Consider the following 19,664-nt stretch of genomic DNA (forward strand, 5'->3'; position numbering starts at 1 on the left):
TTACCAAATGCTGTTATGGGTCATTCGTTTAGCCAATCCGTTCACGGTCAGCAGCAGAATGAGGTTGATCACGGAATTGAAGAGGCCGACTGCGGTTGCAAAGCTGTAGTTGGCATTCAGCAGCCCAATCCGATACACATAAGTTGCAATGATTTCGGAGTTCACCTGATTCAGCGGATTTTGCAGCAGATAGACCTTCTCGAATCCAAGCGCCATCACGTTGCCGACATTCAGAATCAAAATGATGACGATGGTCGGCACAATGCCCGGCAGATCCACATGGCGGATCTTTTGGAAGCGCGAGGCGCCGTCCACCTTCGCCGCTTCATACAGAGTCGGATCAATGCCGGCCAATGCCGCCAAATAGATCACCGCGCTGTAACCTGCCGTCTGCCAAATATCGGACCATACGTAGATGGAACGAAACATCCCGGGATCGCCGAGAAAGTTCACGGACTCCAGTCCGAAAAAATTCAAAGCCACGTTGGCAAAGCCCAGCCGCGGGGCCAGAAAGAGCATGATGATCGACACCATGACCACCGTTGAAATAAAATACGGCGCGAAGGATACCAGCTGGACGAATTTTTTGAATCGGCCGCCCCGGATCTCGTTAATCATTAACGCCAGCACGATCGGAATCGGAAACCCGGCTAAGATGAGATAACCGCTGAGAATGATCGTGTTTTTGACGAGCGTCCAGAATAACGGATTCTCGAAGAACAGCTCGAAGTGCTTGAAGCCTACCCAGGGACTGCCCCATATTCCCTTGATGACGTTGTAGTCCTTGAAGGCAAGAACGGCATTCAGCATCGGATAGTACTTAAATATCAGGAAAAACAGCAGCGGCGGAATCACGAGCAGGTACAGCTGCCAATGCTTCCTCAAACTTTTTCGTGCAACATGCCAATAGCCGGTGCTGGTGTTGGTATGGATAACAGGCTCCGACTCGATTACCAATGGCTTCTCCAGAATAATCCCCCCTAATGTAATGTCGGATGATGTGTCGGCATTGATATGATAGCGTTTTCTTTATGTGTCGATCATAGGCGAGAAATCCGGTCCTTGAACAGGTACACTTCGGTCGTTTGGCGTACAAATTACCGCTTTTTCATAGGCCATCCTGTCTCGTCAGGGGCCAAATCCCGGGTATTCGCGTTTTCTTAGCCCAAACAGCCGCATCGTCCAAAGCGACAATGCGGCTAGCGAGGATCAACCCTTTACACGACCTCATGAGACTGACGGTAAGCGCTCGGGGAAATGCCGATGAGCCGCTTGAATGCCCTGCGAAACGAATGGGAGCTGTTATAGCCCACCTGAGCCGCTATTTCATCGACCGTGAGGTTCGTCTCGGCAAGCAGAATGGCCGCCCGATCCATCCGCACCTTGATCAGATGATCGGAATAATTGACTCCGGTTACTTCCTTGAACAATTGGGAGATGTATTTCTCCGGCCGCTCCACGTGCTCGGCCACGCGGTATAAGGTGAGATCCGGATGTGCGTACGTCGCTTCGGTATATTCATAAATCTGCCTGATCAGTTTGGCATGGGAGTCCTTCTTTTTATTGGAAATATATCGGCACAGCTCTCCCATGATCGCGCGGATTTCGTTATGGATCGACTCCAGCGGCTCGGTAAAGCCGATATCGATGATGCGCCTTTTTATGCTTTCAAACCATTCCGACTCCGCAAAAATTTTCTGATCCATTAACTTAAGGAACGTTCCTTTGATTTCACCTACCAGCTGGTGCTTCATCTCGACGGATAACTCCCGGTGATGGAGATTTTGATCCATGATCAGATTGACGATCTTCTCGGCTTCTTCCAGCTCTCCTGCCCGTATCGTGCTGATCAAGCGCTGCTCGGTGTCCAGCGGGTAGTAATACGTTGTGTTGACGATTCGGGCTTCGCGGTACCACACCGTCTCTTTTTGATTCATGTAGACGGCATATTCAAGAGCCTGCTTGGCCTGGTCAAATGACTGCCCCGCCTCTGAGACCGAATCGAACGGATCGCCGAAACCGGCTTGGAGGAACATTTTATATTCATGCAGCACCTGCTTCGTCAGCGTTTCGATCAACCCCGTAATTCGAAGCTCTTCCTCCGGTCCAGGCTCTCGTTCTTGGTCGGCAAAGAACAAAACCACCATTTTGTCCGAGCCCAGATCCGTCATGGGCAGCGTCCCGGCGATTTCGGAAAAGGCCTGTTTCATGAGAAGCCGGGCGGCGTTAAGCTCATTAAGGATCTCCACGCTGTCCATGCCGGCATATCCTTTGATCTGCAGGATGCCGACATAGCCCTTTCCGTTATGCAAGGCAATATCAGCCTGCTGGGCAGCGGAAGCAATTTCGTCCCTCGATTCAAACTCGCCGGCAATCAGCCGTCTCAGGAAAGCATCCCGGACAAACGGCAGCTGACGCGTCAGCTCGTTTTCCAGCTGTTTGTTTTTGCTGATCATATTGGAAATATTCCCGCTCAAAAAGTCGAATTCATTGCGCTCCGTCACCTCATCCCTGCCGAACTGCTCTTTCATGATGCTTATCATTCGATGGATCGGCACACTGTTCCGATGAGCCAAATACAACCCGAACAGCAGCCCGACGATCATGGCGCCTCCGGTAATGAACCAGGACGCTCGTTTAATTTGATCGGCATTCTCCATTAGGGCGCTGCGGGGGATGCCGGCCTGATAGACCCAACCGCTCTTATCGGAGTGCGTGGTGATCACAAGGTCATTCTTGTAGAACTGGCTGGTTTTGTTCTGATCGAATGCCGGATCGTTCATGATTTGGCTTACATCGGATTCCATGTTTCCTTGAAGAGCAAGCGTATTCCCGTTCCCGTCGTGGATGTGGACCCAGCCGCCGTAGTTGTCGGTTAACCCCGAGAATAATCCGGCAATCGTCCGTGCATCGATCACGACCACAACATTGGCCGGGGAGGAATCGTTAAAGCTGTCCAGCGGGAGCGATTGCATGTACGTGATGACCGAGGTTTCGTTGTCCCTTTCCGAAAAGGAAGAGAGCGGTTTGATTTCACTGCGATGGGCTTTCTCCAGGATCTGTTGTTTCCATTCCTCAAAACTGAGATCGTCATAATGAAAAAACTCATAATAATGCTCCGGCCGATAAGAAGAGCCCGACGTTACGATTAAGTCGTAGTTCGCCAAATAGATGTAGTAATGCTGAAGAAAATCGTTGGTTTGACCGAAAGTCAGCACATTGCGCATCGTTCTCCATATGCCGTAAACATCCCTTTGGGCAAGATGATCGTTGAGCAGCACGTTCAGGTCTTGATTGATCGCCAGCTGCCGCGTCATCCCTTCCACTTCCGCCATCCTGTGTTCCAGCAGCTCCTGGCTTTTCTCGAGCTGAACGATGCTGTTCTCAATCGAAATGGATTGCGTTACGGAGATGGAGGTTAAGTAGGATATGTATCCTCCGATGGTGGGAATGAGCAGAATGGCAATATAGGAGATGAGAAAGCTGCGAAAAACCTTCGATTGCTTAAGAATAGATATCCCCCCTTAGGTGATAGCGTTTTCAAAAAATAACGACTCCAGTTCTCCCGCCAGCTATAAATTTGATCATAATGGATGTTTGCGGCGCAAGGGTAGGTACTTCTGCGTATGGCAGGGTACATTTTTCCATACCAGGCCTGCATGCGGCTAAATGACGGAAAGTAACTCCATATTAGGGGAATCGGCAAGCTTGGTAAATATCCGATTGTTAAGGTTCATGATGCTTTATGACAATAACGGAAAATAACCATGCCTTTGGATATTTTGACCATTGTCCACATAAAAAAAAGCCGCGTTTTCACGCGGCAGCTGACATTTAATCCCACCAAAAATACCAGATATCGTGCTTCATTAAATAGTCCGCATAATGTCCAAGCGTCGGAAACCCGTCCATGACATATTGGCAGAAAATAAAATGCTCCTTGGCGAGCCGTAATGCTTCTTCAAACGTTTGGGGTCGTTTTCCGGCCTGAAGAATCCAAGTATCTTCCGAAACGGCCACAATTTTAATCTGATACTTCTGCTGAAAATGCTTAAAAATCACCGACTGATGCTCGGGCAGCGGACATTCGTTATAACCTCCCATCGGAACCCACAGCGGTGCTTCATATCCGGCTTCAGCCGGCAGCGTCAGCAGGATCACCTGCTCGTCCTCTTCCACCTTTCCCTGCACCCATGACGTATTCCAGTCAAAGGGCTCGGCATCCGATTCGCCAAACTCTTCGTTGAGCATTTCGCTGCCTTCCCATAATAATGAATAAGAACGATATAATTCCTCAAAGCTCTTGCCTTCTAATTCTTCCGGTTCCAGCGCAATATCCGTATAGGATAATCGCGAAGCCACGATTTTTCCCAACACATCTTTCATGCTTAACCGCTGAACCTGCTCCAGCTCCTTGTTCACATATTCAGAAAGGGTTTCTTCTTCGCAGATCTCCTCCATCATTTCCACCAGATTGTAGCCGGGAGCGATGAGAATCCTGTGCTCCCCTTCCTTTGGGACAGGGAGCGTTAAGCCATCCAAATCCAAAACTTCAATATCACGTTCGCTTAAATAATTGGCAAGCTCTTCGACCATATGTACACCTCGAATATAGCAGATTTTGAAACCAGTATAAGTTCTTACCCTTAATTTTACAAATGATAGAACCACTTAGATAGTCACTTATAAACAAGCTCAAGAGGACGAGCTTTACGCTCGCCCTCTTGTATATGGACAGACATGTCCATGCTGTAATGGATTAATTGACGGTCAGGGACGCATCGGTTTCTCCTGCCCACTCGCCTACAGGTTTGATGGTATACGTCGATCCCGGCTTCAATTTACTTTCCTGCGTCAAATCGAATATGCCTACGGCTCCTTTTCGGCTTGAATATTTATAGGTCGCAATGTGTTGATTGCCGTCAGCGTCGGTCAATTCCACGCTCCGGCCGGAGAACAGCTCATCCCCCGGATCCTCGGACAACGTGATGGCTATGGAACTGTCGCTGACTGCCTCGGCTCCGACGATGTCCAGCGGAGCAAACGATCCTGCAACGAATGACGGATTGGCGATCTGTGCCCAGTCCGAAGAAATGGTGTAGGTAACGCCCGGCGTCAACGTCTGGCCTTCCGGCAATCGGAATTTCGGCTCTTGCTTGCCGTCGGTGGATTGGGTGAAGGGTACGTATTTGGCCACGATGGGTTGTCCGCCTGCAGGCGTAATCGTAACTTCCCTGGCTTGACCAGAAGATATGATCTGATAGACCTTGCCATCGGCGCTGTTATTCTCATCCAATACGAAGGCATTGGCTCCGCGGCCTCCGCTATAAGCGGAAATAACATAACCGTAGTCGACGACGCCATTCTCCTTGAGCGCCTCCAATTCAAATGTATCCTGGGTGACCTGTCTGGCCTCGGTCATGTCCAGCTTCGTGCTGTTTCCTGTAAATGTACCTGCTGTTTTCCCTTTATAGGTCAGCGTATACGATGTCCCCGGTTTTTGAACGGAAGTTGGAACGATATAGGTGGAAATAGAACCCGTCTTCAGACGCGGCATATTCGTCAGGGCAAGACCGTCGTTAAATTTAAAATCTTCTTTGGCTTTGGCAAACGCCTCATCGTCCGATGTCAATGGAGCATCAAAGGTGACGATCAAGGTGATGGCATTCAGTGCGCGGACGCTCGTGATTTTTGCTTTTTCCGACGGTATTGCGTCATGTGCAATGCTGATCAAATAGGCAGCCTGACCTCGAGTGGCATGGCCCTCCTCGGAATAAAAACGCTCAGCCCAGTAATCCACGGACTTCGCATCTCGTTTCAGAGCCTTAGACACCATCTGTACCAGTTCGGCATGGGTAACGCTTCCCCTTGGATCAAAACGTCCGTCCGGTGCCTGCATAATATCTAGTGCTACCAGCTCTGTTGCGTACCGCTCATACCACGCGTTAGATTTCACATCCGTGAAGCTTGGCTCTGTCTGCCCTTTGCCTTCAAGACCAAACGCAAGCACCAGCATTTTCGCCAGCTCCGCCCGTGTGATCGGACTTGTTATCCCCATCGTGCCGTCTTGGTAACCCTGCATCACGCGCAGCTGGGACAGCCCTTGAACGGCTTGCTCTATATCTTGGGCAGCGAGCGGCGCTTGTGCAGCTTCGGCCTGCAGAACATGAAACGGAAGCGTCGCCGTTCCCAGTGCGGCGGCCAGCATCATGGCCGCCAGTTTATTCGAATACTTCTTCATAAGTAAGTCCTCCCTATCTTCGATGAATATGAACGATAATCGTCATATCTCCATGATAGATGAGATTCCTAAACTCCCAAGAAATCCGGGATTAAACGTTTCGAAAATATTTATTAACAATTTCTAAACTCATTCAGACCGAAAAACGATAGCCTGCTCCCCATACCGTTTCAATGTACTGCGGGTTGGATGGATCCAGCTCCATCTTTTCGCGCAGCTTTCGGACGTGAACGGTGACGGTAGCGATATCCCCGCTGGAATCCATGCCCCAAATCCGTTCGAACAATTCATGTTTGTTGAACACCCGGTTCGGATGGCTCGCCAGAAATTCAAGCAAATTAAATTCCCGGGTCGTAAACGCGACTTCCTGATTGCGTACGAACACCCTTCGCGCCGTTTTGTCGATGACCAGGCCCCGGATATGAATTTCCGAGCTTGGACTCGGACTTTGCTTGCCCAGAAGCCTTACATATCTCATCAAATGGGCTTTGGCTCTTGCGACTAATTCGCTCGGGCTAAAAGGCTTGGTAATGTAATCGTCGGCACCGAGATTAAATGCACGGATTTTATCGATCTCCTCATTCTTGGCGGATACGATCAGAATCGGGACCTCCTTGTTTTTCCTGATATGGCTGCACAACTCGTAGCCATTCATGCCGGGAAGCTGAAGGTCCACAATGATGAGGCTGTAGTCCTCGTTAAGCGCAAGCTTCAAGCCCTCGTCACCCGTATGGCATAAATCGACGGCAAAACCGTTCAGCTCAAAATAATCCCGCTCCAACTGGGCGATGGTCGTTTCGTCTTCGATGATGAGAATGCGTGTGGCCATGGGTTACCGCGCCTCCTTCCTGTTCGCTCGTTTCAGGGTAAAATACAGGCTTGTTCCGACGCCAAGCTCGCTTTCAGCCCAGATTTGGCCCCCGTGTCCTTCAATGATCTGGCTCGCAATCGCAAGACCCAGACCGCTGCCGCCTGTTGAAGAGTTGCGGGATGGCTCGGCCCGATAAAACCTTTCGAATATATAAGGGATCGCTTCCGGTGCGATGCCTGTGCCGTTATCCCGGATTTCAACCGTTACCCATTCCGGAGACAGCCGGATCGAGATGCCGATGTTTTTTTGCCCCTTGTCCATGAAATTCTGGGCATTTCCAATGATGTTGAGCACGGTTCGCTTTAATTTCTCAAGGTCGGCAATGACTTCGACAGGATCACCGGGGCGTTCCTTCCACTCCAGCCGAATGTCCTTCTCCTCCAGAACATAGCGCTGCTCATCGATGCAGTCGTCAATGAAACCGATGATATCGACATGCTCGAACATAAAGGGCACCTGCTTCAAATCCAGCTTGGAATACAGAAACAGCTCATCCACGAGTTTATCCAGATCGATGGTTTTGGTGTAGATGATATTCACGTATTTATCCATCTTCTCGGGCGTATCCGCGACGCCGTCTCGAATGCCCTCGACATAACCCTTTATATTCGTTATCGGTGTGCGCAGATCGTGTGAGATATTGGAGATCAGCTCTTTTCGGTTCTCTTCGTCCCGGAGCCGGAGCTGAATCGATTCGTGCAGCCGCTTTCGCATATTCTCAAACGTTTCGTTCAGCTGGCCGATTTCGTCCTTCGAATGCATATCCAGGGAAAACTGAAGATTCCCCTCCTTGATGTGTTCGGCCGAATTTCGGAGCAAGTCAAGCGGTTTGACCACGCTGCGCGTAATCCAGCGATATAACATCACGTTCGCAACCACGATGATGCCAACGAGACTCAATACAAGGATGGGCAACAGCTTGCGCGTTACCTCGCCGAAAGGACTTCGCTCGCGGATCACGTACACGCTTCCCTTCGTCTCGTCCGAGAACCGGAAGTCGAATTTGGCATAAGCATAAAAGCGTTCACCGATGCTCAGCGTATTGCGGATTTGATTGTTGTTCAGGTCGAATGGAGGGAGATTCGCTTCCAGCTCAGGCTGGTTTAACGTATTGGACTCGTAAACTTGAAGGCTTTCCTTACGGACGTACAGGCCTGCCCGCACGGTTCTCAGCTTAAAATCAAATTCCGTCAGCAGCTCTTGATCCAGCAGACCGTCCGGTTCGTTCTTGGCAAGATATTTTAATTCAAGGAAGATAGACTCCTCTTGCTCGGTCAGCGGGTTAACCTGGTAGTGAACTTTATAAAAATCCCGAACCCCGCGAATGTCCCCGGTAGCAGCGACGGTAAACAAACTGGCAGTCAAGACGAACACCAACAAGCTGATGACCAGCATGCCGGTAAAGGACAGCAGCAGCTTGATCCTGATCGACATGCGTCGCCTAAAGCGAACCGGAGACGATGCTGCCCTTAAACATCGTCGCCACGCGCTTCGATCTTCTGGCAATGGCTTCGGCGGAACAAGAAGCTTCGACAAACACGATGCTGGCGGCGTCCCCGACCTGCGGCCATATCTGCTCGCCATCCGGACCAAGCGGCGTCATGCCGCCGGTGATATATTGAAGCGTACGTGCCAAAGAGCGTTCATCCACCCATCGGGACACCTCAGCCAGCCGGCCCGCGCGTTCCAGCACGTCCCCGTTTCCGAAAGGCGACCACACGTCAAAAATGTTATCGCATCCGACGGCTACCTCTACGCCGCACTCATGCAGCAAACCGACCGGCGGCATGTTGCGACCGATCGGCACGCTCGAAATAATGGCAACCCCTGCATCAGCCAGCATTTCCCCCATTTCGATGGCTTGCGGCGTCGGGATATCGCCGAGTCCGAATGCATGGCTAATCGCCACTTTGCCCTGCAGGCCCGCCTCGATGGTCAGCTGTGCCAACCGCTTCATGGTGAAGGTTCCCAGATGATGGGCATCGTGCAAATGCAGGTCAATTCCCGCATTCGCCTCCACGGCAAGCTCTACCATTTCCTGCAGGGAAGCTTCGATATCACCATCCACCGTCGCCGGGTCCACCCCGCCTACCAAGCCTGCTCCGCCGCGAAGTGCTTGTCTCACCCATTCCTTTGACTTCGAGCGCAGCAAACCATGCTGAGGAAAAGCTACGATCTCGTAGGATAACTTTCCTTCAAATGCGCGTAATGCTTGTTGAACCGCTTCGAAGTTAGCCAAACCCGCTTCCGGATAAATATCGACATGCGTTCGTACATGCGTCACCCCGGACTCCAGGTACATCTGAAGCAGGCGTTCCGCACGGTCCTGCGTCCGGGTATCCAGGGCCGGAAGCGTTGCTTTCTCGATATCCAAACGCTCGAAAATGCTGGAGACCGGCGTTACGGATCGCCACCGGTCACCGAGCAGCGTTTTATCCAAATGGCAGTGCTTTTCGGTAAAGGACGGCAGAAGCAATACACCCTTCACGTCGTGTTGCGGCCATGAATCCGTGATGGTCTTATCGGATGACACGATCTTCGCAATGTTCCCGTCCTCTATGAATACGTGGCAAATCTCCGTTTTTGTTCCCGTAATAACGCCTTCTTGAACTTCATAGCCGCTCTCTAAACGAGCATTCGTTAACCAAAATGCGGTACTCATATCCATCGTTCCTTTCCTTGCCAGATATACGATTATGCTATCATAGGAACATCTATATGGATAATATTAAAAAAATAGGATTCACTTAAGTTTTACATATATATATAAAAGAAAAGCCACCCGTTGAGGATGACTCTTCTGGTGAAGACATGGAAGTAGCCATGAGGTTAAAGCTTTATGGCTCTTGTCGCAATAAAACTGTTTGCATAGCGGTCCAGCAATTTCTCGCCTCCGAAGGAATCCTCGTATAACCCGGCAATCATAAATCCGGATTGAATCTGACCTCCCATTTGCTGTTCCAGCGTATGTCCGAATTCCAATGCTACCCCGCTTCTCACAATCTCTTCTTCCGTCGCATAATCCAGTTCAGAATAGGGAAGGGTGTGCTTCACCCGAAGCGTGCCCTGTTCTTCCAGTTCCCAGTCGAATAAATAAAAGACCGGGTTCATAAAGCCGCTAATCATTATGCCGCCAGGCTTCAACACGCGATATGCCTCCTGCCAGACCGGCTGGATATCAGGCACGTAAAGGTTAGATACCGGATGAACCAACAAATCAAAGCTCTCCGATTCAAACATGCTTAAATCCGTCATCGAACCGAGAACCGTCCGAATGGACAATCCGTCCCGTTCAGCAACAAAGCGATCCTGCTCCAATTGAGATTCGGAGAAATCCAGCACGGTTACATTTGCTCCCGCAGCTGCCAATACGGGTCCCTGCTGCCCTCCTCCAGAAGCTAGGCAGAGCACATTCTTTCCGTTTAGTTCCGGAAACCATTCTTTGGGCACAGGCTTGGTTGAAGTGACGATAATAGACCAATCGCCCATTCTGGCTTTCTGGATTTCTTCGCTGCTTACAGGAACAGTCCACTGATTTTTCTGTTTGACTTTAAGCTCCCATTGGTCTTGGTTATGCTTGATAATCTCCATATGCAGATCTCCTATTATTGAATCATGGGCTTTCAGCTTGTATTCACGGACCTTTGATCCAGCCAGGCTTCAAACTGTTCCGGCGTGCTTACGTTGTCTTCGAGAACCGCTGTATAAATATCGAAGCTTCGTACACTTTTTCCATATTCAGCAAGGCTTGCCCAACGATTTTTGATTCTCAAAATAGCTTCCCGGCGTTCTTGAGTCAGCCGTCCAGGCATCGTTATGATATGTTTCAAGTCAGGTTGTCTCTCCGGTTCATCCACGAACCAAATGTCCAAGGCCCATTCGTTACCGCGCTGTGATTTATATTTTAGTCCGATGTACAATCCATCGGGATACGCGGGATTCGTATTATAATCACCGGTATCGTTGATGAACTTCAGCTCCCGTACACCGGCTTGCAGCATGAGCTCCGATGCGATGTGTGCAGTTAATGGTTGATTCAGCCGGGAACATTTTACCGTCATGTCCAGGTCTCTCCATACCATCAATCCGAGGGCTGAGCTGCCGACACGCACCGGTTCGCCTGCTTGACTTAACAACTCGTAAAGTCGAAGTTCATCTGCTACCTCAGAAGCTTCCTCCTGGAGAGCCTCTTGTTGTAGTTGAAGTTCGCTTTCCGCCATACGGTGTTCACCTCTAATCATATCGTTGATATCTCATATGGTATCACCCGATCAGCGTGCTTTCCAAGGGATTGAATGCTTATAATTATCTTTCACGGATAAAGTGTGATTCGACATCGAACTATACGGAATAAAATATGCGTGCACCCGACAAAAAAGGCGTGCAAAAATCGGCGCATAGCTTCGGCATTCGTTCACGCATCCATGCATGCACGGATTCATTCTCCAACTGAAAGACATAGTAGCCGATAATGGCAAGCAGCATGAAACCTTCTAATAAAACGAGCTTATGTTGTCCCGTATGATCATTGCCATAATACCCTTTCAGGAATGTATCCCGAAGCTGTGAAGGAACCATCATGGCACCCATGGCAACATCCGTGTAATGGTACCCTGGTCCGAAAAAACCAAAATCGATAAAACTCAGTTCTCCATCTGAGGTCATGATGATATTCCCCAAGCTTAAATCACCGTGGATAAGCCCCCAGGCCTCAACGTTACCACTGTCCACAAGGCGCGCGTTAACCAACGATATCGTTTCTTCAATAACGGAAACATCGGAGGAAGTAAACAAATCTTTCGCCAATCCTTGCTTTATAACTTCAATCATATATAGATTGTAGTCTATCCCCTGACTCGGACGCTTGTCCAAGCCCTCCTGCTCGTATGAGCCATAAAATTTGTGTAGCTCTGCAATGCGAGTCCCCAGCTTCTCGACCAGTACCGGGTCGCTTACGTCATCCTTCTGCAAGTCTCTTCCTTCCAGCCAGGTAAGCACGGAGCTGTTCCAACGCTTCCCCTCGTGTTCGAAAATCGTGATCAATTCACCTTTCCGATTACGCATAGGCCTCTGGACAAGCAGATGATCCCAGCCTGACAAGTGCTCCAGCATATGCAGTTCGCCCAGCAGACCGTCGTAGGTATGCTGCTGACCAGCCATGCCTTCTTTTAGCGGTTGATGAATGCGCATCAGATATGTGCTTCCGTCATGGCCTACTACCTTGTACGTTCGATTTTCATTATGCCGAATAAAGGAAATTTCCGGTTCCCGGATGTCGTATTCATTCAAAATTTCCTGCAGCTGTTCATTTCGCATTTGAAACTTCTCCTTATACTTCTGAAATGGAACCCGTCAGCCCTCCAGGAACGTATCGTCAAAATACGCTTTGAAATCCGGGTACAAAAATACTAGCGACTCTTTAAGTTCGGCCCGATCCGTGTGTTCTTCATCCAGATCAAACAATATTTCATGTTCGATCTCATAGATGGCTCCGATTCCCTCGCCGGCCTCTCCACTTACATCGATACACCAGATCTTGCCGTATTCGGAATCCCAAGTGAAAGGGAGATATCCCAGTCGGCACAACAAGGGATTGTACATGTTCCTGACGTTCTCCAGCGGCTCGTCTACCGGCTGTTCAGGTATGACGTCAAAGTAATGATGGTACGTGGAGATGAATGCTTTATACCACTCGGGAAAATTCAATCCATACGCTGCTTCCATCTCCCCAATCTGATCTTCGCTCACAATGGAAGGGACCAATTTCCATATGGACCATTCCTCATCGGTATCAACGGACTTCATCTCCGCGGGAACGTCCGGCCGCATCCACCTGCAGAACCCATCCTCCGAAATTTCGCCGTATTTAGCGTAATAGGCCTCAAACCCTCGTTTGATATAATCGCGTATTTCCATGTATAAAGTCTCCTTATGTAGAAAATCGTCCCTTTTTCATATATTACTATAATCTATTTTCGGGTTATGATTAGATTCAATCTATTCTATTTTGTTTACAATTCAGAAACAATCCGGAGATTCTATCGATATAACTCTCTTATATACTCAATAGACAGCTAACGAGGAGGGACTACACATGCGCAATATTTTTATCAAAACAATCCTGCCATCCGTCATCATCGGTTCAGTCGTAACAAGTTTGGCTTTATCCGGGTTCCCGAACGGTTCCGGCTTGGATAAGGCGGAAGCGGCCGCAGCATCTTCTGCCAGCCTATCATTTTCGAAGTTTTTGGATAACAACGCCCCTAAACGGACGCTGAGGTCGGTTAACGGGATAAATACGGTCACCAATCTGTCCAGCACGGTTGTGCTCGTCAACAAACAAAGAAATCTACCATCGAATTATGTACCGCAAGATTTGGTCGTACCCCAAATTCCGTTCAGCTTCTCGGGACCAAGCCCCAAAAAGCAGATGAAAAAAATAGCGGCGTCCGCGCTCGAAAAGCTGTTCGCTGCTGCCAAACGGGACGGGATCGACCTCAAAGCCGTATCAGGTTATCGTTCCTATGCAACCCAAAAAGCCATATTCGCGCGTAACGCCAGTATCAAGGGCGAGGCTGTCGCTAACAAAACAAGCGCACGCCCGGGGCAAAGCGAGCATCAGACCGGACTTAGCATGGATATTTCCAGTGCTTCCGTAGGCTATGCCCTGGAGCAAAGCTTCGGAAATACGAAGGAAGGCAAATGGCTGAAGGCCAATGCACCGAAGTACGGATTTATCATTCGTTATGGAAAAGGTCAGGAGAAATTAACCGGATACTCTTACGAGCCTTGGCATGTACGCTATGTGGGCGTCTACATTGCCGGAGAAATTACGAGACAACAACTGACGCTGGAGCAGTATCTGGGTCAAGCCCGGTAATCGCAAATTTTATAAAAGCGGGCCCAAACGGGTCCGTTTTTTTCGTATGAAGTCTTCCGGTCGCGCCTTCTGAGGTACATCCGCATATTTTGCAGCGTTTCCTGCGGACAATGTACTCCGCTTGGACGAAGCACGTACATTACAGCAGTAGACAGGTTAGTTAGAGCTTACGATTTTCGCAAACGGGGTGAACAATGTGCCTATCAAATCAGGGAAGCAGTACATCGAACGGATCGATCGGCAAAACATCAACCTTCGGTATAAAGGGGAGCTTATCCAGGGACCTTTATCCAAGCACCCTGCATTCCAGGGTATCATTCAGACCCAAGCGGAGCTTTACGATATGCAAGGCGAAGCGTGTTATATCGAGCAGATGACGTACCCCTCGCCCGATACCGGAGAACGGGTGGGCCTGTCTTTTCTCCCGCCGAGGAATGCCGAGGATTTGCAGAAACGCAGATTGATGATGGAACTTTGGGCCAAGAGGCACAACGGCTTTTTAGGCCGCTCTCCCGATTATATGAACACGGCGATCATGTCGCTGTACACGGCTGCCGATATACTGGAGGAACACAATCCGAAGTACGCGGAAAACCTCAGGGCCTATTACCGGTACTGTCGAGATCATGATATTACGTTATCCCATGCCTTCATTCAGCCCTATGCTTGTAAAATGTCCGGACAGCAAGATGCTGCAGAGGACACGATTGCCGCCAAGGTGGTTGAGATCAACGATCAAGGCATGATCATAACCGGAGCTTTCATGATGGCAACGCAGGGAGCCACGTGCGAGGAAATGCTGGTATTCCCGTCGCCTTCGCCCACGTTGTTCCATAATGTCAATCCAACCGCATTCGCCTTTGCGGTACCGAACGATTTGCCCGGAATGACGTTTATATGCCGTGAGAGCTATGGTGCCGCTTCTTCCTATGATTATCCCTTGAGCGCCAGATACGAAGAGATGGACGTTCTCGTCATCTTTGACCACGTATTGGTCCCGCATGACCGGATCTTTTATTATGGGGACGAGGCCTATGCCGGACGTTTATTCGGCGAGAGTCGCTTTCACACCCATATTGCCCATCAAATGGCCACCCGTTATATCGCCAAAACCGAATTTATGCTTGGTTTGCTGGAGAGCTTGGCAGACGAGCAGAACGTTGGGCTCGAGCCCCAAATGATCGCGAACGTTTCAAAAATCATTGCATATCTCGAGACCTTCAAAGCCCTGAGATTGGCTTCCGAACTGGGCGCCAGCCGGGATAAATTCGGTTATTTCGTTCCATCGGCGGGCCCGCTTACCGCATCCAGCATGTTATTCCCCCAACTTTATCCCGAGATGGTGGAGATGATACAGCTGCTGGGTTCCAGCGGCCTGATTATGATCCCTTCCGAAATGGACTTCCAGTCGGATTCAGGTCCTTACCTGAACCAATATTTAAAAGGCTCGACCACGGAGGCGCGGGATCGAATCGCCTTGTTCCGCCTTGCCTGGGAGCTTGGCGCAGGCTCTTTCGGGGGCCGTCAAACCCAGTTTGAACGCTTCTTCTTCGGAAATGCGCAGACGGTAGCCTATCGTATGTATAACCAGTTTGAACAGCATGAGCAGCTGCGGAACAGGATTCAGGATTTTATCGCCAAGAACGATACTTCATCATGATTTGACGGTTTGGATGATTAGGCAAGAAAAAAAGATGCGAGCCCATAACTCACATCTTTCCGTTTCATTACAAACACAATGAGCTCACGAATGGGAATGCAGGCTCAAGCGGAACCGATACCTCATGTCGTCTTCGAACCACATCATAAAGTTTGTCCCCCATACGTTGTTGTGCAGGTTGAAATGAAATCCGCCGGTCAACGGAGCATAGGAGTTGTCGAATTGCAGCAGCCTCGGTTCCCCCGGACACACAAGCGGCGCGTCCAAGGATTCAATGACCGCCGTTCCGTCCGCCCCCTCATAATATAAGCCCGAATTGATGCCATGCATGTTCCGGTTGCCGTCCTTGACGACGGATAACGGAGATATCCGCATTCCCAGCTTATCCATCGACCATGCGTGAGGATTATCCACAAGCGGCACAAACGATAACCAGCTTGCTTCCGGTAGACGGCATGCCGGTTTGCCCATCCAGCTTAGGCATACCTCAATGACGGGCTCATTCGCATGGAACGAATAGAATACGTTAATTTGGCGTGGAGCCCCGTACTGATTGCTGAGAACCTCCGGCAGCTTCATTTCTGCGGTCACGATATCATAATCGGCATGCCTCTCCAGGTGCAGTGTTCGCAAGGACGCGGTGTACCGCTGATGCTCCGGCCTCGGTTTGACATACTCGATTCCCGGCTTGCCGAAATCGTTGTCCGCCCAGCCATGATGTATATCCAGATTCGTCATGTATTCTTTGAAGAAACGGTTGTAGTTTTCTTGGCCGAAGGTTTCATACATATAAGTGCCAAGTCTCTGATGCTCTCCCGCCCATGCCTTTCCGGATTGATCCATCAATCGGTTAATCGAACCGTCGGCAGCGAAGCTCACCTGAAACTGGCCTAATTCGTAAAGCTCGTTCGTTTCGATCGGCTGTTTATGCTGCACCGGCTCCGAGTTAAGGACGGTATGCTGCGGACTCATCCGATCCAGCTCGGTTCTCGCTTCAGCCGCTAGCGTCGTGGGCAGCGATTGAAGAGCTTCTTCAAGATAATCCCGCTGCTCCTGCCAGGAACTCTCGTAATGGCTGTACGATCTGGTGCCGTTTGCCTGCTGGCATAGGTAATCGAATTTCTTCCGTGTATTGTCTTCAACAATATCCCGTGCTCTTGCAGCGGCTAGATCAGCCGAGGAATAATTCACGAAATCGACGAGATACACGGAATTGTTCAGCCCCCAAGTATGCTCGGGAATCAACATCAGACGGTTGCAAAATCGAGCGTACGCCTCACTGTCCCTATCCAATCGACCAGCCTCGATCCAGCGATCCCGAAGCCTTAACAATTCGCGGTAGCGGGCGATTTTCCAAGGATCCGAGGCAATCCCGTGTATCCAGGAGTCCCCGATCTCTTCGCTGACGACAGGCAATCGGTCTTTCACCGCTTGAAGCCGCGCGGCAAAAGCATCCAATGTCGAGGCCATGATCTCCGCCCCCGGATATTCCCGTCGCAGCTGTTCGAATAATGCCCGGATCTCCTCCATCGTGGATGGACCATGATTATCGTGGGTATGGGCAAAATACAAGGCATCCTCCAGCCCTTCCATCTGATAGGGCTTACCATAACTATCTGCATAATGTACGATAATCTCCGAGCCGTCGGAAGCACGCCATACAAACATCTCCGGCACCTTGGGATTTTTGGAGACCATGTTAACGCCTAAATGTAAATATTGTATGCCGTGTTTTGCCAGCAGAGGCACCATGGCTAGGGTATGGCCCGGAACGTCCGTCATTTTTGCGGCAATCGTGGTTTTTCCGTACTTTCGGTCCAAATCGCCCGAAATGGACAGCCCGAATTCGAATAAACCGGCATCCATGATCTCGGTATGCGTTGTAAACGGCAGCCCGTGCCAGACCATGCGTCCCTCCCCAATGGCTTTTTCCATGCGCGCCCGCATGTAGGGAGAAGCCGTTTGCAGAAATTCATGGATTAGCCATGAGCCGGTGGTCCATACGAATTTTACATCCCCCTCTTCATTCGCCAGCTGTTCGGACAGCTCCAAGGCCTGGGGTATGAAATGTTCCATATATCGGTCGATTACGTTCTTTCCCAAATCGGTAAACCCGATGTCCAGATGGGTCTTGAATACGACATGAACTCTTTTGATTGATGCTGCCATGCATGACCGCCTCCTTCAACAATGATCGGCTAATGCCGAACTTTGAGCCCATTTTACTAGAGCGCATCGAGCAAGTCTTTGCATGATAGGGTCATGCTTTTGCAAAATAAGGACACCTAGCGTGAATAGAGCCAGAGCACGGGCATGCCGAAAAGCCCTCTCATTTCGGCTTGGAATGAGAAGGGCTTGAAAGGAAAATACGGATATCAGAACGTGCTCGCCTTCGTTGTGTCCGGACACCATCTGGCCGGTCGGTAATATCGGATCAGGACCTCCATCGCTTCGGGTGTCCGCAGATGGGTAAGCGTTTCGAAGGCATACGCCCTGACGTAACGATCCTTGCTGAGAAGAGCTTGCTCTAGCGAATGGATGACGATGGGAACATCCTGTGGCGAGGCCGTTCGCAGCAATGACAAGGCTGCCGTATATCCGAGTTTGTTCAGGATATAACTTTGCTGCGTGTTGTCGTTATCCCGGGTTTCCGCTGTTCCGTCCCCCTCTTGCAGTATCGACTCTTCCAATATGTTGGCCAAGGCCTGGCACATTTCGCCTGCCTCACTCCCCATCATGCCCAGCGCTTCGATTGCGTTTCGACGAACCCAATCGCTCGGGTCCTGTAAGCATGCAATCAATGCAGACGAAACCTCACGCGTCGAAGGCACAATCGCCCCTAACGCAAAAGCAGCAAGCGCTCTGCGCTTCTCGTCCGAATGTTCGAGCAGTGTCAGCAGTCCTGGAACGGCTCCAGCGCCGGCACTCTGCAGTCCGTAAGCCGCTCTTTCAGCGATTTGCCTTGTACCTTCGGACATAAGGCGCAGCAATTCATCGGTTCCTGCGGATCCCAGCCGGCCAAGCGCATAACCGGCATTCAAAGCTACCGGCTCCTTGTCATTCAACATTCGGCCCAGTTCCGGAGCTAAGGAAGCGGCCTTCTCTCCTAACATTCCAACTTGATCCGCCGCCCTGGCGCGAATGACCTCGTCCTCGGATTTTAATTCTTCGGCCAATGGCTCGATCGGGACTTCGTCTTCCGTTGCCGAGAGGTTCGCCTGATCCGGTTCGCCGCGCATCCAGTTCCATACATCCCTCCAAAGATTCAAGTGCGCGTAAGGGGTTCCCCCCGTTAGCTTCATTTCGGTCCCTAGATGATTCCAGCTCGGCGATTCCGGCGTACGCAATCGAACGAATTGAAACTTCAGCATGTATCGATCCATGCCAGACACATTAAGCGAAGCTTTGTGCCACAAATCAAAATGCACCAAAACCATCGTCCCCGCTTTGCCGGTCGGGAGTATCGTCTCGCCTTGATCGCCTACGAACTTATCGTAGTATGCGGTACCGGGCATGATGGCGGTAGGTCCCATTTCCTCGGTGATATCCTGCATGTAATAAAATATCATCGCCCACCAAGGTCGGTGGCTGCGCATGCTGGACCAGTAACCGTCTTTATGCCACTGCCCGCCCCCCGGCAGCGGATCGCCCGGCTGATTGTAATGGCAATGCCGATGAGGATGCATGTAGTAGTCCGGTCCGAGCACGCTCGTCAAAGCCCCTTGAACGACCGGCGTTTCGAAGAACTGCTGAATCTCGGGTACGCGGGGCAGGATGTTATTGCCGGGATTTCCTTCCTCGTGCAGTACGGCGTTGATTTTATCCCTGACTTCAGCATGCAGCTGATCCGGCAATTCGTTATGAAGCACCACATACCCCTTCATGATAAACTGGCAGATTTGTTCATCCGTCAACAGCCATTGACTGTCCAACATCTCAATTCCCTCCTCAAGCATGAAATGAATTAGTGTTAGTATAGCAATGGCCGCGATCCCTGTATTTACATAAACGT

Annotated in this window: 15 protein-coding genes; 2 read left to right on the top strand and 13 right to left on the bottom strand. The window is 50.3% G+C overall.

What is annotated here, in order from left to right; genetic code table 11:
* From JNUCC32_RS11705 to JNUCC32_RS11755, 11 genes are all read right to left on the bottom strand, one after another.
* Window positions 1-957, bottom strand: a complete 957-nt coding sequence (locus JNUCC32_RS11705; RefSeq protein ID WP_374705854.1) for an ABC transporter permease — start codon at window positions 955-957, stop codon at window positions 1-3.
* A 260-nt stretch (window positions 958-1,217) separates the two neighbouring features.
* Window positions 1,218-3,335: a helix-turn-helix domain-containing protein gene (locus JNUCC32_RS11710; RefSeq protein ID WP_192572136.1), complete on the bottom strand. Its 2,118-nt coding sequence runs from the start codon at window positions 3,333-3,335 to the stop codon at window positions 1,218-1,220.
* Between the two features lie 499 nt (window positions 3,336-3,834).
* Complete coding sequence (locus tag JNUCC32_RS11715) at window positions 3,835-4,596, bottom strand: DUF4253 domain-containing protein (RefSeq protein WP_192572137.1); 762 nt, start codon at window positions 4,594-4,596, stop codon at window positions 3,835-3,837.
* Between the two features lie 163 nt (window positions 4,597-4,759).
* The gene (locus tag JNUCC32_RS11720) at window positions 4,760-6,241 is read right to left on the bottom strand and encodes an S-layer homology domain-containing protein (protein ID WP_192572138.1); all 1,482 of its coding nucleotides are present in this window, start codon (window positions 6,239-6,241) and stop codon (window positions 4,760-4,762) included.
* A gap of 133 nt (window positions 6,242-6,374) precedes the next feature.
* The gene (locus tag JNUCC32_RS11725; protein WP_009592947.1) at window positions 6,375-7,070 is read right to left on the bottom strand and encodes a response regulator transcription factor; all 696 of its coding nucleotides are present in this window, start codon (window positions 7,068-7,070) and stop codon (window positions 6,375-6,377) included.
* A 3-nt stretch (window positions 7,071-7,073) separates the two neighbouring features.
* On the bottom strand, window positions 7,074-8,546 hold the full coding sequence (locus tag JNUCC32_RS11730; RefSeq protein WP_192572139.1) for a sensor histidine kinase: 1,473 nt from the start codon (window positions 8,544-8,546) through the stop codon (window positions 7,074-7,076).
* Between the two features lie 7 nt (window positions 8,547-8,553).
* A complete protein-coding gene (locus JNUCC32_RS11735) occupies window positions 8,554-9,774 on the bottom strand; it encodes an amidohydrolase (RefSeq protein ID WP_192572140.1) in 1,221 nt (406 codons plus the stop codon).
* Window positions 9,775-9,941: 167 nt separating this feature from the next.
* On the bottom strand, window positions 9,942-10,703 hold the full coding sequence (locus JNUCC32_RS11740; protein WP_015734957.1) for a class I SAM-dependent methyltransferase: 762 nt from the start codon (window positions 10,701-10,703) through the stop codon (window positions 9,942-9,944).
* Window positions 10,704-10,735: 32 nt separating this feature from the next.
* A complete protein-coding gene (locus tag JNUCC32_RS11745; protein ID WP_192572141.1) occupies window positions 10,736-11,332 on the bottom strand; it encodes a hypothetical protein in 597 nt (198 codons plus the stop codon).
* Window positions 11,333-11,453: 121 nt separating this feature from the next.
* Window positions 11,454-12,428 carry a phosphotransferase enzyme family protein gene (locus JNUCC32_RS11750; RefSeq protein ID WP_192572142.1) on the bottom strand — a complete coding sequence of 325 codons (975 nt, stop codon included), beginning with the start codon at window positions 12,426-12,428 and terminating at the stop codon, window positions 11,454-11,456.
* A 36-nt stretch (window positions 12,429-12,464) separates the two neighbouring features.
* Window positions 12,465-13,028 (bottom strand): SMI1/KNR4 family protein, encoded by a 564-nt coding sequence (locus JNUCC32_RS11755; protein WP_192572143.1) that lies wholly within the window; start codon window positions 13,026-13,028, stop codon window positions 12,465-12,467.
* A gap of 178 nt (window positions 13,029-13,206) precedes the next feature.
* Between JNUCC32_RS11755 and JNUCC32_RS11760 the strand changes: the two genes are divergently transcribed.
* The gene (locus JNUCC32_RS11760; protein ID WP_192572144.1) at window positions 13,207-13,992 is read left to right on the top strand and encodes a M15 family metallopeptidase; all 786 of its coding nucleotides are present in this window, start codon (window positions 13,207-13,209) and stop codon (window positions 13,990-13,992) included.
* Window positions 13,993-14,188: 196 nt separating this feature from the next.
* Entirely contained in the window at window positions 14,189-15,652 is a 1,464-nt protein-coding gene (locus tag JNUCC32_RS11765; protein ID WP_192572145.1) for a 4-hydroxyphenylacetate 3-hydroxylase family protein, read from the top strand.
* 84 nt (window positions 15,653-15,736) lie between these two features.
* Here the strand turns inward: JNUCC32_RS11765 and JNUCC32_RS11770 are convergent, their stop codons facing one another.
* Window positions 15,737-17,821, bottom strand: a complete 2,085-nt coding sequence (locus JNUCC32_RS11770; protein ID WP_192572146.1) for a DUF5054 domain-containing protein — start codon at window positions 17,819-17,821, stop codon at window positions 15,737-15,739.
* 206 nt (window positions 17,822-18,027) lie between these two features.
* Window positions 18,028-19,587 (bottom strand): HEAT repeat domain-containing protein, encoded by a 1,560-nt coding sequence (locus JNUCC32_RS11775; RefSeq protein WP_192572147.1) that lies wholly within the window; start codon window positions 19,585-19,587, stop codon window positions 18,028-18,030.
* Between the last annotated feature and the right edge of the window lie 77 nt (window positions 19,588-19,664).

This window comes from Paenibacillus sp. JNUCC32 (assembly GCF_014863545.1).
Lineage (GTDB): Bacteria > Bacillota > Bacilli > Paenibacillales > Paenibacillaceae > Paenibacillus_AQ > Paenibacillus_AQ lautus_A.